Raw genomic sequence first — 14,147 nt, 5'->3', positions numbered from 1 at the left:
GCATCGGGGGATCAGGGAGCGGACACACAGCGGCCCGATCCGGTCCGGCACGGGCCGGACGGGTATGCAGCGGGTGGGCGGCTGTGCGGGCCCGGTCAGGTCCGCGCCACGCACAGGGCCGTGAGGATGCACCGCCCGCCGAGGAGGCCGTGATCGGGTGCCCGAGCCGTCCCGTCGCCCGGCAGGGCGGCGGCGGGCGCCCAGGGCCGGACCTCCACCGGGAGCGCCCCGCCCGGGGCGGGAGGGGGTGGGGAGTCGATGCGGATCCAGTCCGCCGTGTGATCCGTCTCGGGGCAGCACGGTGCCGGATCGGGAGACGACGCCGTGGTCGGACCGGGCGGTGTCGCCTCAGGAGCGGCGGCAGCGGCAACCGAGTTCGTCGGGCCGTGATGGGTGTCGAACGCCGTGCCATGGCTGTGTGCGCAGCCCAGGAGGTGGAAGACCAGCCAGAGCAGTAGGAGGAGCACGCCGCCGTCCCACATGCGGCGATACGCCGGGGAGAACGATGCCGCACCGGTCATTGACTCAACGTACCCAAACGAACACGTGAAGTCACACTGCCCGGTCGGCTCGCCGCAATGCGATTTCGGGGCCCGGCGGCGTTCGGCGGGGCTGGACGACGATGCCGTCGTCAATCGTGCGTCAAGGGGCGTCCGTGCGGGATCAAGGGAGCGCTAACGGAGATGTTCGGTCGGGCAGGAGCGGGCATAGCGTCACTGGTATGTCCCGGCTTGCCAGTAGTCCGGGGTGATGTACCCGTCTCCACGAGGAGTGCCATGAACGACAACCAGTGTGCCGAGGACCCCGACCCCCTTCAACCGAACCGGACCGGAGGACTGTTCGTTCCGGTCCGGTCGGGGCCCGCGGGCCACTGCGTCCGCCTCTTCCGTACGCCTCTCGGTGCACGTACCGCCGTCGCCTTCACCCACGAGCGGCAGCTGCTCCTCACCCTCGGGCAGCGGCAGACCTGGATCCGGCTGTCCGAGCCGGCGGTACGCGCGCTCGTCGCGCCGTTGGGGGTCGTCGATCTCGTCATCGACCCGCTGCTCGCTGTCCCGGGTCCCGGTGCCGCCTCCTCCGCGCGGCTCACCCGCCGCACGGCCCCCGCGCCACAGCGCGAGTGCCGGCCGGTCCGGAATCTGCGAGCGGTCGACGTGGTCCGCGCGGCCGGAACACCGTCGTTGTCTCCTGCATCAACCTCTTGATCGGCTGGGGGAACACCATGACCACAACACTTCCCGGGCCGTCGGCTCCGACGCCCGCACCGACCGTGCCCCACGCGGCCCCCGTGCCGCCGGGCAACGCGGCAAGCCTGTCCGTCTGGCCCGCTTCGGCGCGGCTCACCTCCCGCGACGATGTCGCGGTGGCAGGCGTCTCCCTCGTGGAGGCGGCCGAGCGGTTCGGTACACCGGTCTATCTCCTGGACGAGGGCGAGGTGCGGGAACGCTGCCGCACCTACCTGCGGTCCTTCCCGGACACCGATGTCGTCTACGCGGCAAAGGCATTCCTCTGCCGTGCCCTCCTGCGCTGGGTGCAGGAGGAGGGCCTCGGCCTGGACGTCTGTTCCGCGGGCGAGCTGGAGTTCGCCGTGACGACCGGCTTCCCGCCCGAGCGCATCGTGCTGCACGGCAACGCCAAGAGTCCGGACGACCTGGGCGCCGCGCTGCGCCTGGGCGTCGGGCGGATCGTCATCGACAGCGCGTGGGAGATCGCCCGGCTCTCCGCGCTCGTCCCGGACGGCGCCCGCCAGAAGGTGCTGGTGCGTGTGGTTCCGGGTGTGAGCGCGGGCAGTCACGCCGCGATCCGCACCGGCACGGACGACCAGAAGTTCGGGCTGTCGATCACCGACGGGAGCGCTCAGCACGCCGTCGCGCGGATCCTCGACCAGCCACGGCTGGAACTCGTCGAACTGCACTGCCACATCGGTTCGCAGATCACCACCGTCAAGCCCTACCTGACCGCGCTGCGACGGGTCGTCGGGCTGCTCGCCCAGATCCGCCACCAGCACGGAATCGTCCTGCCGGAGCTGGACCTCGGCGGCGGGCACGCGGTCGCCTACCGGCCGGGCGAGACCTCGCTCGACATACCGTCCCTCGGCGCCCGCATCCGCCGGGAACTGGCCACGAGCTGCACCGCGGCCGGCCTCCCCGTACCCCGGCTCACCGTCGAGCCCGGCCGTGCACTGGTCGGGCCCGCGGGCGTGGCGCTCTACCGGGTGCTCGCGGTGAAGCGGACCGGCGACCGGATCTTCGTGGCCGTGGACGGCGGAATGAGCGACAACCCGAGGCCCGCCCTGTACGGCGTACGTTACGCGCCCCGGCTCATCGGCCGGCGCTCGACGGCCGGGCCCTGCACGGCGACCGTCGTCGGCCGGCATTGCGAGGCGGGCGATGTGCTCGCCGCCGATGTGACCATGCCCGGCGACATCCGCCCCGGGGACCTGGTGGCCGTCCCGGTCGCGGGCGCCTACCACCTGTCCATGGCATCCAGTTACAACGCGGTCGGCCGCCCGCCGGTGGTCGCCGTCGCGGACGGCCGCGCGCGGCTACTGGTCCGCCGCGAATCCCTCGCCGACATCAACGGCCGCGACGTCGGTCTCTGAGCCGATGGCACGCGGGCCCTCCGAGCCGATGGCACGCGGGCCCGCGACGCCGCCCGTCCCCGTGCCGGCTGTCCTTCCCCCTGACGGCGAAGTCCTCGCGATGCCGTCCGGATCTCGCGGCAGGCCGCGAACCCGAACGCGCCGCGCCCCGTCAGCCGTGTTCCTTCGGACCGGTCGTCGCCATGGCCGCCCCCGCCTGGTCGGCCAGAGTCACCGCCACCAGTCTCGCCTGCAACGAGGCGGGTTCCGTGCCGGGCGTCGGCGTGAGCATGAACCTGCCGTAGTAGTGGCCGTTGCCGATCGCGCGCAACTCGATCTCCTCCTGCGGCCAGCCCCTCCGTGCCATGTCCCACGTGCGCCGCCCGATGACCACGTCGCCGTCCTGTTCCAGCCGCGGCGGGTGCCCCAGCAGCGTTCCGTACTCGAACCGGCAGCCCTTCAGCCCGAGCAGCCGGGTCAGCTCACCCCGGACATGGTCGACCACCGCGTCGGGGGAATTCGTGGACTGCGCCAGCTGAGCGGTGTCGTGGATCGTGGCCAGGTGACCCGCGTCGGTGATGGCGACCACCCGCAGCCGTCGGGCCCGCGCCGCCAGCTGCGAGACGACCAGGCCGACCACCAGGAGCAGCACGGCCGTCTGGATGTCGTCGCCCTTGTCGATGGTGAAGCGCTCGTACGGCACGGTGAGGAAGAAGTCGAACCAGACGGCGGCCGAAAGCGCGGCGAGCGCGCCGGCCACCCGGTTCCCGATGGCGGCGACCGCCACGACGACCACGACGAGGATCAGTGCCGTGGTGGTGCTGGTGAGGTCCGTACGGAAGGGCACCAGCAGCCCGGCGACGGCGGGCGGGCAGACCAGGGCAGCGGCCACGGCCATGCTGTCCCGCAGGGGGAAACCGGACATGCCTGCCTCCTGAGGTCTGTCTTCCACGATGCTCCTCCGTAGCCGGAAGCGGTAGCCGGGCCCCGACTGAGGGCTGTCCCGCAATCCCTGGCGGGCGTGCACCAGGGATTACGGGCCAGCCCTCAGGTGATCGAATGCTGCGGATGGACAGGGCCGGCTTCCAGCCCGTTCCCCTCGGTCGGTGTGAGGTACATGCTTTCTGTCGCCCTCGGTCCTGGAGGTGCGTCCGGCCTGCGCGGAACGGCGCGCAGCGGTGTGGCACGGCAGGCCACCCCATGTCTTCGGCCTCGTACCCCGACAACTCCCCCTGGCCGGCGGCCAGATGGAACACTCGGCAGCAGAGGTGCGCGCGTGGAGGTAGTGGAGTTCGCGGTTGGTACGGACAGCCGGGGCTACGTCGAAGTCCCCGACGAGGCAAGTCGCAACGGGGGCGGCTGACTGGCCGGGGCCGGGGCCGGGGCCGGGGCCGGGGTCCGGATCGTCCGGGCGGCGGCGGACACCTGGCAGGGTGCCCTGGCCGGCTTACGGTCGGCTGCCGAAGGGGCGTCGGCCCAGTTGCGCGCCGTCGACCCGCCGCCCGAGGAGGTGGAGGTGACCTTCGGGGTCACGGTGGACGGGAAGCTCGGCGCGACGCTGGTTTCCGCGGGTACGAACACGCATGTGAACGTGAAGGTGGTGTGGCGGAATGCCGCCGGGGCGGCGAGCGCCGTCACGGCCGGAAGGCGCCGAAGCCGCCGTCGAAGCGCCCGTGGGGCGCCCGGACGGAGATTCCGTCCGGGCGCCCCACGGGCGCGGTGATCAGTGGCGCAGGTCGAGACGGTGCACGCCGCCGTCGATGGTGCCGACGTAGAGCGTGCGGCCGTCCGGACTCGCGGCCAGTTTGGTGGTGTCGGTGTTCTGCAGGCCGGTGGAGATGTTCTGCCAGCTCAGACCGCGGTCGGTGCTGCGCAGTACGCCGCGGCCGCCTTGCAGCAGGCCGCTGTCACCGGAGCTGGTGGTGGCCGCGTACAACGTGTCTTTCACCCGGAGCAGGTCGGAGACATGGATCGCGAGAGCACCGGTGTCCGCGGTGAGGAAGGTCCGGCCGCCGTCGGTACTGACGCGGACGCTCTCGCCGCCGATGACGAGACGCCGTCCGTCGAGGTCGATCGCGGTCACCGGGCCGTCGGCGACCTTGCTGACGGTCACCCCGCCGTCGTCCGAACGGTAGAGACCGTCGGTGTTGCCGAGCCACAGGCGCAGCGGATTTGCCGGATCGCCCACGATGGTGCCGAAGGAGCGGTCATGGTAGAGGTTCTTCCACGTCGCGCCCCCGTCGCTGGTGGCGAACAGCCCCTCGCCCAGAAGGCTTCGGAAGCCGACCATCACCCGGTTCGGGTCGGCGGGGTGGACCAGCAGCGCCGTCGGCACCTCCGCCGAACTGCCCCTCTTCTCCCAGGTGGCACCGCCGTCCCCGCTGCGCTCGACGGTGAACGCGCCGAACGCGGTGCGCCGGACCTTCCAGATCACCTTCGGATCCTTGGCCGACACGGCGAGTTGCGGGACGCCGACGCCCCTCCTGCCCTCGCCGCCCGACCGGCCCCACTCCGGGTTCGCGACGGGAAGGGCGGTCCGGAAGACCGCGCTGTCGGTGGCGGCGAGCAGATGGCCGTCGCTGACCGCGAGATCGTTGACGGTCAGTCCCTGGACGCCGATCCGCCGGTACCCGGTGCCGTCCGCGGCACCCCGGTAGAGACCGTCCTGCTCACTGGAGACGGTGACGGAACCGTCGGCCCAGCGGTCGTAGTCCACCGGGACCGCCGCGCGCGACGGCCCGGCGACCTCGGTCCACGTGTGCCCGTGGTCGCGGCTGAGACGGCCGCTGCCGGACAGCGTGCTCAGGTACAGGTCGTCACCCGAGACGGTCAGGCGCAGGCCGCCCTCCGTCATGGGCAGCAAGGTGGTCCAGGTCTTCCCGCCGTCATGGGAACCGACGACGCCCCGGCCCGTGACGTACACCGCCACGACCGAGGAGTCGGCGGCCGGCCCGCCGACGGTCCCGCCGGACGGGGCGAAGAGCAGGCGGGCGTCGCCGGGGGCGCCCGAGCCGATGCCGGAGCGGGCCCAGACGCCGTGATACGTCGTCATGTAGAGGGTGTCACCGGTGATGACGGCGGCGGTGATGGCGCCGGTGACACCGGTCGGATACGTCGTCCAGTGGTCGCCCGCGTCCGTGCTGACCAGGAGGGCGTCCGAGGTGACCGCGACCAGGGTGCGGGTCCGTTCATCGGCGGCGAGCGCCGCGATGCGGGTGTCCGGGACGTCGAGTGTGCGCCAGGTACGGCCGTTGTCATCGGTGCGCAGGACGGCGCCCCGGCGACTGCCGTCGTGGACGCTGTTCACCGCGTACCACCAGCGGTCGGGATTCCGCGCGTCCACCACGAGCGGACCCGTGCCGTCCGCGACCGGCAGCCGGCCCAACTGGCGCCAGGAGGAGCCGTTGTCGGTGGTCAGCCAGGGAGCCGCCTTCTGGTACTGGGTGAGGACGGCCTGCTTCGGACGGCTCGACGAGAGGGCGACGGCACCGGCCTCGCTGTTGGGGCCGGCCGGCTGCCAGCGGTCCCCGCGACTGTCGACCGGGGTGACCTCGAAGGCGCCGGCGCCGGTGAGCCGCTGTCCGGTGCCTGCGGTGCCGCGTACCGAGACCCGGTAGGCACCGGCCACGCCGCCGGTCACCTCGGCCCGGTAGTAGCCGTTGGCCGGATCGAGGGTGGAGGCGTACTGGACGGCCTTGCCGTGCGGCGGGGTGACGGTGACGACCGGCGGTGCGGCCAGCCGGGTCGGCGCGGCGATGTGCACGGTCGAGTGGCCGTCGCTCGGGTCGGGCGCGGCCTGCACGGCCAGATGCCGGACGGCGAGCAGATAGGGCACCCCGATCGCCGGTCCCCGGTCGGGAGTCGCCGTGAGACGGCCGCTGATCCCGGCGTCGGCAGCGGGCCGGGCGACGCGCAGCGAGACCGTGACGGTCGCGGTCCTCCCCGGCGGTACGGTGACCCGCTTCGGCGAGACGGTGGCCGGACCGTCGGTCCGCAGCGAGGCCGTGACCGGGCGCTTGCCGGAGTTCCGCAGCGTCACCTTCGCGGTGCCGCCGACGTGACGCCGGGACAGATCGGCGAGCCCGAACGACACCGAGGCCGGTGAGGCGGTGACCGTGGCGGAGGCGGCCGCGGCCACATCGAGTCTGCCCGAGCCCTGCGTCGTGGGCCCGGTGCCGCTCAGCGGCTTCGCGGTGCCGATCAGTTCGGCCTTGATCTCGGCGGGCGTCCGGCCGGGGTGCAGCTGGCGCAGCAGGGCCGCGGCACCGGCGACGTGCGGGGCCGCCATCGACGTGCCCGACATGCGGTACTGGCCGGGCCCGTACAGCGACTTGGGCATGGTGGAGCGGATCTCCACGCCCGGTGCGACCAGATCGGGCTTCAGACCGAAGTCCTGGGAGGGACCGCGTGAGGAGAACGAGGCGATCCGGTCGGTGGTGTCGGTGCCGCGCAGCGTCACCGACACCTTCCCGGCGGCGAGCCGGGCGCTCAACTCCGTGTACTGGGTCGAGTCGATGCCCATGACCACCAGGCGGTCCATGCGCAGCGAGTCGCCGGAGGCGTCGATCCGCGCGGGCGATGCCGGCGCCTGGGCCACCCCCGGCTCGGGGTTCACCTCCGGCGGCCGGACCTCTCCCGGTGCTCCGGCGACGAACACCGGGCCGTCGCCGGAGGGCAGCCCGGCCAGCACGGCGATCGCGCCACGCTTCTCCGCCTCCTGCGCCCACTCCACGGCGCTCGCCGTCAGGTACCGAGCGTCGGCGGCGACGAGCAGCTGCCCCCGCACGATCTTTCCGCGTACGTCGCCGACCCGCTTCCAGTCCTCGGCGGTGCCCTCGCCGACATCGACGAGCGGCGCCGTGACGGGCCGCTCCGGCGGGTTCGCGGACAGGATCCCGCGGTAACTCTGGATCAACTCGGGCTTCCGGCCCGCCAGATAGGCGCTGGGCAGCCGCAGATTGCTCGTCGACGCGCCGACCGAGACCACACCGTCGGCCGTTCCGGGACTGTTGACCGTCCCCGCGCCCGGTCCGTCATTGCCGGCCGCGGCCACCACGACCACACCGGCTCGTACGGCCGCGGTCGCGGCGCGGCCCAGCGGGTCGGTTCCGTCGCCGGGGCCGCCGAGGCTCATGTTGATGACATCGGCGCGGTGCGGGTTGGCCGGATCGGAGGCCGCCTCGATCCCGGCGATGATGTCCGAGGTGTAGCCGGAGCCGTCGGCGTCCATCACCTTGTAGGCCAGCAGATCCGCGCCGGGGGCCACGCCGGTGACGCCGCCCTTCCCGGCGGCCCTGCCCGCGACGATGCCGGCGACGTGGGTGCCGTGGCCGTTGTCGTCCATCGGGTCCTCGTCGCCGTTGACGAAGTCGTGCCCGCCGACGACCTTGTGGCCCTTGCCGAGGCCGCCACCCAGGTCGGGGTGGGTGTAGTCCACCCCGCTGTCCAGGATCGCGACGGTGGTTCCCCTGCCGGTGACGCGCCTTCCGGTGGGGTCCTTGCGCTGCCAGACGCCGGGTGCGCCGATCAGCGGGACGCTCGCGTCCGTCTTCGTCAGCACCCGGGTGTCGGGGCGGACCGCGGTGACACCCGGCAGCGAGGACAGCCGCCCCACCTCGGACGCGGGCACCGTCATCGCCACGGCATCGATGAGCAGGCCCAGTTTGCGGGTTGCCGAGGGGTGCAGCCCGGCGTGCCTCGCCGAGCCGAGGAAGGTCTCCTGCCGGGCGTCGAGCGCGCGGCGGGCGGCGCCGACGCCGCGGGCGGCCTCGGCGGACAGCAGCGATCCACCGGGCGCGGCGGTGACCGCGGGATTCCCGGACAGTTCGACGAGCACTCGTTGCGACGGGTCGGGGGCGGACGCGTCGGCGGCGGCCGGTGCCGCCGCCAACGTGCCGGCGAGAACAACGGCGGCGAGAGCGGCATGACGCGATCTTCGTGACTTCATTGCCATGCGTAAAGGTCCTAGTGGTGAGGGCACTTGCCGCACAACTGATCTTCGTGGCCCATTGCTGCCGCTGGCACGACTGGGCCACGATCCGTCCATGACTCCCGAGACCTCGCAACTCACCGCGGCAGGCATCGATCCGTTCGACGAGAGCGTCTACCGCGCTGTCCTGACCCGGCGGACGGCGGCGCCCGCCGAACTCACCGCGGACCTCGGCTGTTCGGCCGAGCGCGTCGCCAGGGCCCTGGACCGGCTCCGCGACCACGGGCTGGTCGGCCGGCTCGCGGGCGCCCGCCGCCGGTACGCCGCGATCGAGCCGGGGGCCGCCGTCGAGGCCCTGGTGCGGGCCAGGAGCAATGAGCTGGAGAGGGTCCGCTCGGCGGCCGGCGAACTGTCCCGGCTGTTCGCCGCCGCGCGCACCGGCACGACCGACGAGGACGAGGTGGAGATCACCACCGGCAGCGAGGCACTCGGCCGCTGGTTCGTCCGCCTTCAACAGGAGGCCCACGAGGACGTGATGACCCTGGACCGGCCGCCGTACGCCCTGACCACCTCCAACCCGGTGGAGGCGACGGCGCTCGGCCGCGGCGTACGGTACCGCGCGGTCTACGCCCCCGAGGCCCTGGAATGGCCGGGCGTCCTCGACGACATCCGCGAGCTGGTCCGGCACGGCGAACAGGCCCGTGTCCTGCCCGGACTCGGCATCAAACTAGCCATCGCCGACCGCAGGCTCGCCCTGATGCCGCTTTCCCTCGACCTCGACGACGTCCGTGCCGCGGTGATCCGCCCGTCCACCCTGCTGGACGCCCTCACCGGCTACTGGGAGATGTGCTGGAAGCAGGCCGTGCCCCTCAACGCCCCCGCGGAGGACCCCCTCGGCGAGGAGGACCGACTCGTACTCACCCTCCTGGTCAGCGGCCTCAAGGACGAGGCGATAGCCCGTCAGCTCGGCTGGTCCGTCCGCACCATGCGCCGTCGCATCAGCCGCCTGCACGACCTCCTCGGCGCCGCCAACCGCTTCCAGGCCGGCGTGATCGCGGCCCGCCGCGGCTGGCTGTGAACCCTCGTGCCGGGCGTGGTGCGAGCGGATGTGGTTTCGGTGCGCCCTCCGTGCCTGCACAATGCGGTGTGTGATTGATGAAGATCCGTACCTGTGGCTGGAAGACATCGAGGGCGGGGCCGCGCTCGAATGGGTGGCCGAGCGGAACGCCGAGACGGTGGCAGCACTGGCCGCCGACGCCGCATTCGCCTCCCTGAAGGGGAGCCTGAGGGAGGTGCTGGACGCGTCGGACCGTATCCCCTACACCGTCCGTCGCGGAGCGTTCCTCTACAACTTCTGGCGGGACGCCGGGCACGCGCGCGGTGTGTGGCGGCGTACGACGCTGGAGCAGTACCGCAAGGATTCTCCTGAGTGGGAGGTCCTTCTCGACGTCGACGCGCTCGCCGCGGCGGAGGACGAGAAGTGGGTGTGGGCGGGGGCGCGAGTGCGCCGGCCCGATCACGACCGGGCGCTGGTGTGCCTGTCGCGCGACGGTGGTGATGCCGTCGTGGTCCGTGAGTACGACCTCGACACCCGAGCCTTCGTCGACGGCGGGTTCCAGGTGGCGGAGGCGAAGACGCGCATCGGGTGGACCGACACCGACACCGTCTTCATCGGAACGGACTTCGGGCCGGGCTCACTGACCGAAGCCGGCTATCCGCGCACGGTCCGCAAGTGGCGGCGCGGCACGCCGCTGGAGGAAGCCACTCAGGTCTTCGAGGCCGGGACGGGAGATGTGGCGGCCTGGGCCTGGCACGACACCACACCCGGCTTCGAGCGGGACTTCGTCGCCCGGTGGCTGGACTTCTTCCGCAGTGAGATGTTCCTGCTGACCCCGGACGACAAGCTCGTCAGGATCGACGTCCCCGAAGACGCCAGTGCCTACGCCCATCGCCGGCATCTGATCGTCACCCTGAAGTCCGACTGGCTCGGACAGCCTGCGGGCTCCCTGCTGGCGTTCGATTTCGACGCCTTCCTCGCGGGCGACCGCACGGCGGAGGTGCTGTTCACCCCGGACGAGCGGACGGCTCTGTCCGGGCACCACTGGACCCGTCACCATCTGATCGTGGAGACGATGCACGACGTCAGCACCCGCATCGAGGTCCTCGCTCCCACTCCGGAAGGCGGATGGGCACGCAGCCCGCTCGCGGACGTCCCGGCGCTGTCCGCCGTCTCGGTCGTGGACACGGACCCGGACGTCTCCGACGAGTACTTCCTGGACGTGTCGGGGTTCCTGCAGCCGTCCACCCTCCACCACGGGCGGATCGGCGCCGACTCGGAGATCCTCAAGCAGGCTCCGGCCCGCTTCGACACGACCGGTCTGGCGGTCGAGCAGTACTTCGCGACCTCCCCGGACGGTACGCGGGTGCCGTACTTCGTGATCGGCCCCGCCCATTCCGCCGACGGCCCCGGCCCTGCCCTGCTCTACGGCTACGGCGGCTTCGAGGTCTCCCTGACCCCCTCCTACGACGCGGTGACGGGCCGGGCGTGGCTGGAGCGCGGCGGCACCTACGTGATCGCGAACATCCGGGGCGGCGGTGAGTACGGACCGGACTGGCACCAGGCCGCGCTCGGCGCGGAGCGGCCGCGAGCCTACGAGGACTTCGCGGCCGTCGCCGAGGACCTCGACGCGCGGGGCATCACCACCCCGGCCATGCTGGGCGCCACGGGGGGAAGCAACGGCGGCCTGCTCATGGGTGCGATGATCAGCCGCTACCCGCACCTGTTCGGCGCGATCGTCGTGCAGGTACCGCTGCTGGACATGCTCCGCTTCCACAAGCTCCTCGCGGGCGCGTCCTGGATGGCCGAATACGGCAACCCGGACACCGAAGCCGATCGCCTCCACCTCCGTGCCATCTCCCCCTACCACCAGTTCACCGCGGACCGGGTCTACCCGCCGGTTCTGCTGACCACCTCCACCCGTGACGACCGCGTCCACCCCGGCCATGCCCGCAAGGCGGCCGCACGGCTGCGCGAGCTCGGTCACCCGGTCCTCTTCCACGAGAACACCGGCGGTGGCCATGCGGGCGCCAGCGACAACGAACAGTCCGCCCACAACGAGGCCCTGATGCACACCTTCCTGTGGCAGCACCTCGCACCACCGGTGCGGCCGGCCACGGGCTGACCGTACGGGACTCGTTCTCCAGCCGATCTGCCGGACGGCGCCGCTCCTTCAGGTCAGGACGATTGGGTTGCTGAGCGCCGCCATGAGCCCGTCGGGATGGCGCACCTCGACACGGACGAAGGCCGACTCCGCCGCGCCGATGCGCCACTCCACGGCGCCCGATCCCGACCCGGGCAACGACACGTGATGTGCCCTTCCCCGCTCGGTGTGAAAGCTGACCGTGCCCGAGGGCACACCGCGTACGTCCACCCTCACCTCGGCCGGTGCGCCACCCGTCCTCAGCCGCTCACCGATTCCGGCGCTCCGGTCACCGGCCGAGACCGTGAACGACAGGTCGACAGCGGCCGATTCGGCGATCCAGCTCCGGCCGGTCCGGATTCCGGCGAGGATCGCGTCGGTGCCCAGTCCCTCGGCCAGCACGACGGTGTGCGGGATCCCGATCTGGTCCGCCAGATGTGTGTCGCTGTTACCCATCGCCGGACGCCACCGGCCCTGGTGGATGTCCACGGCCAGGCCGCGCCCCCACTCGGCCAGGGCTGCCTCGTTGTCGGCGTTCCACGGCACGTCCGAGCTCCACTGCCCGTTCCACACCTCGACCGCGTCGAAGCCCTGGTACGGGTACATGAACGTGCCCGAGGCGTACGGTGCGTGCGGATGGGCCGCCACGCACAGTCCACCGGCTCGATGGACCTCGTCCAGATGGCGGCCGACCCGATCGTCCCGCAGACCGTACTGCCAGTCGACCACCTGTCCGGGGCCGATACCCAGCGCGAGCCAGTGCCCGGTCCGGGTAGTGACCTCTTCGCCGAGGATCACCAGGAGATCGTCGCCGACGTGCCGGTTCCAGGCGCTGTGCGCCCCGGAGGTGTTGTGTTCGGTGGTCGCCAGGAAATCCAGCCCCGCCGCGCGGGCACCGGCCGCGAGTTGCTCCGGCGTCAGGCTCCCGTCCGAGTGCACCGAATGCACGTGACAGTCACCTCGGTACCAACCGCGGCCCCGGCCCGCCACGCGCGTGGGCGGAAATTCCGACTCCGGCATCTGTTCCCCCTACTGGTTCGAAGCGTGCTCTCCACTCCCAGCCTGCCACCCCGGCCTCGGGCTCAGGTCGATCACCGGAGACTTTCGTATCCCATGTGTGGTCGTGCATGGGTCCCTGTTGCCCGCATCGAGATGCGAAAGGAACCTGCGTTGCCGCATTGCGTCCATTTGGTATACAAAAAAGTCATGCCTGGCCCCACGTCGCCCCACAGCCTCCCGTTCCCGCACCCGAGCGCTGGTGGGTGCTGTGCGTTCTGGGCCTGGCCCGGCTGATGATCCTGCTGGACAGCACGATCGTGAACGTGGCCCTGCGTAGGCACTTCGCGCGGCTACGCCGCGGTCGGCGCGCCGGGGACGCGGCGGCTGCCGCCGTTGTGCTCCTGCCACAGCCGGTACACATCCACGGCGGCGTCGCGCGGCTCGTGGCGCATGGGCAGTCGCCGTTCGGTGTAGTCCTTGGCGAACTCGCCGAAGAAAGTGTCGAGTTCGAAGTACTTGCGGTCGTCCATATAGTGCGGCTCGTAGGCGTGGCGGGTGGTGAGGAAGACGACCTCGTCGGGGGAGCAGTAGTACAGCGACCCCAGGCACATCGGGCAGGGGTGGGCGAGCACGTAGATGGTCGCGCCGACCAGGTGCTCCGTGCCGAGCTTCCGGCAGGCCTCCCGGATGGCGAGGATCTCGGCATGGGCGGTGGGGTCGTTGGTCTGGGCCACCCTGTTGGGACTCTCGGCGAGGATCTCGCCGTCCTTGACGATGACGGTGGCGAAGGGGCGTCCACCCTCTTCCACGTTCTTGCGGGCGATGTCGATGGTGCGCTGGGCGAAGTCCATGGGGGTCCTCCGGTGCGGGGCGGTGGGTGTGGGGCGGGCGGGTGGCCCGCGGCGGGCCGGACGCGGCCGTACGGCGTCGTCCGGCCCGCCGTGTTGTGTTCCGCGCAGGGTCAGAACGGCTTGGTGGGGAGGTACTTGCCGTCGAGAGTGATGACGGCGCGCTCGCCGCCCTCGGGGTCGGCGACCTTCTTCACATCGAGCTTGAAATTGATGGCACTGATGATGCCGTCGCCGAACTGCTCGTGGACCAGGGCCTTGAGGGTGGTGCCGTAGACCTGGAGCATCTCGTAGAAGCGGTAGATGGTCGGGTCGGTGGGAATGCCGCCGGGGATCGATCCGCGGGTCGGGATGGTCTGCAGCAGCATCGCCGCGTCGTCGTCGAGGCCGAGGAGCTCGGCGACGGCCTCGGCGGAGTTCTGCGGCAGGGCGTGCTGGCCGAGGACGGCGGCGGTGACGAAGGCGACCGAAAGCCCGGCGGCGTCGGCGATCTGCTGCCAGCTGAGGTCCTTGCGGGTCTTGGCCTCGACGGCGGCGATGGCGAGGGCCTGGCGGGCGGTGGGGTCGAACTGGGCGTGCGTCATGACAGG

At 71.7% G+C, this 14,147-nt stretch carries 11 protein-coding genes; 5 read left to right on the top strand and 6 right to left on the bottom strand.

The window, feature by feature from the left end; genetic code table 11:
- Positions 1 to 95 precede the first annotated feature (95 nt).
- Positions 96 to 521 (bottom strand): hypothetical protein, encoded by a 426-nt coding sequence (locus OG520_RS04005; RefSeq protein WP_406012193.1) that lies wholly within the window; start codon positions 519 to 521, stop codon positions 96 to 98.
- 255 nt (positions 522 to 776) lie between these two features.
- Between OG520_RS04005 and OG520_RS04000 the strand changes: the two genes are divergently transcribed.
- Both OG520_RS04000 and lysA read left to right on the top strand, forming a co-directional pair.
- Positions 777 to 1,205 carry an SAV_915 family protein gene (locus OG520_RS04000; protein WP_406012192.1) on the top strand — a complete coding sequence of 143 codons (429 nt, stop codon included), beginning with the start codon at positions 777 to 779 and terminating at the stop codon, positions 1,203 to 1,205.
- Positions 1,206 to 1,222: 17 nt separating this feature from the next.
- The gene (lysA, locus tag OG520_RS03995) at positions 1,223 to 2,602 is read left to right on the top strand and encodes a diaminopimelate decarboxylase (RefSeq protein ID WP_406012191.1); all 1,380 of its coding nucleotides are present in this window, start codon (positions 1,223 to 1,225) and stop codon (positions 2,600 to 2,602) included.
- A gap of 151 nt (positions 2,603 to 2,753) precedes the next feature.
- Here the strand turns inward: lysA and OG520_RS03990 are convergent, their stop codons facing one another.
- Positions 2,754 to 3,506, bottom strand: a complete 753-nt coding sequence (locus OG520_RS03990; RefSeq protein WP_406012190.1) for a DUF4118 domain-containing protein — start codon at positions 3,504 to 3,506, stop codon at positions 2,754 to 2,756.
- Positions 3,507 to 3,944: 438 nt separating this feature from the next.
- Here OG520_RS03990 and OG520_RS03985 point away from each other — a divergent pair, with 438 nt between their 5' ends.
- Positions 3,945 to 4,304, top strand: a complete 360-nt coding sequence (locus OG520_RS03985; protein ID WP_406016419.1) for a CU044_2847 family protein — start codon at positions 3,945 to 3,947, stop codon at positions 4,302 to 4,304.
- On the opposite strand, the gene OG520_RS03980 is transcribed toward OG520_RS03985, so the two are convergent.
- The gene (locus tag OG520_RS03980; RefSeq protein WP_406012189.1) at positions 4,305 to 8,534 is read right to left on the bottom strand and encodes a S8 family serine peptidase; all 4,230 of its coding nucleotides are present in this window, start codon (positions 8,532 to 8,534) and stop codon (positions 4,305 to 4,307) included.
- Between the two features lie 91 nt (positions 8,535 to 8,625).
- On the opposite strand from OG520_RS03980, the gene OG520_RS03975 reads away from it, so the two are divergent.
- Positions 8,626 to 9,588 carry a helix-turn-helix domain-containing protein gene (locus tag OG520_RS03975; protein WP_266430336.1) on the top strand — a complete coding sequence of 321 codons (963 nt, stop codon included), beginning with the start codon at positions 8,626 to 8,628 and terminating at the stop codon, positions 9,586 to 9,588.
- A gap of 61 nt (positions 9,589 to 9,649) precedes the next feature.
- A complete protein-coding gene (locus OG520_RS03970; RefSeq protein ID WP_406012188.1) occupies positions 9,650 to 11,692 on the top strand; it encodes a prolyl oligopeptidase family protein in 2,043 nt (680 codons plus the stop codon).
- Between the two features lie 48 nt (positions 11,693 to 11,740).
- Here the strand turns inward: OG520_RS03970 and OG520_RS03965 are convergent, their stop codons facing one another.
- The 3 genes from OG520_RS03965 to cynS all read right to left on the bottom strand — a co-directional run bounded on the left by OG520_RS03965 (position 11,741) and on the right by cynS (position 14,141).
- Positions 11,741 to 12,730: a CehA/McbA family metallohydrolase gene (locus OG520_RS03965; RefSeq protein ID WP_406012187.1), complete on the bottom strand. Its 990-nt coding sequence runs from the start codon at positions 12,728 to 12,730 to the stop codon at positions 11,741 to 11,743.
- Positions 12,731 to 13,059: 329 nt separating this feature from the next.
- Positions 13,060 to 13,560 (bottom strand): nucleoside deaminase, encoded by a 501-nt coding sequence (locus OG520_RS03960; RefSeq protein WP_406012186.1) that lies wholly within the window; start codon positions 13,558 to 13,560, stop codon positions 13,060 to 13,062.
- A gap of 110 nt (positions 13,561 to 13,670) precedes the next feature.
- A complete protein-coding gene (gene cynS, locus OG520_RS03955; RefSeq protein WP_266430348.1) occupies positions 13,671 to 14,141 on the bottom strand; it encodes a cyanase in 471 nt (156 codons plus the stop codon).
- Positions 14,142 to 14,147 lie beyond the last annotated feature (6 nt).

The organism is Streptomyces sp. NBC_00984 (assembly GCF_045162475.1).
Classification (GTDB): Bacteria; Actinomycetota; Actinomycetes; order Streptomycetales; family Streptomycetaceae; genus Streptomyces.
The sequence above is the reverse complement of the archived record's forward strand: the minus strand, read 5'-3'. Positions and strand labels throughout refer to the sequence as shown.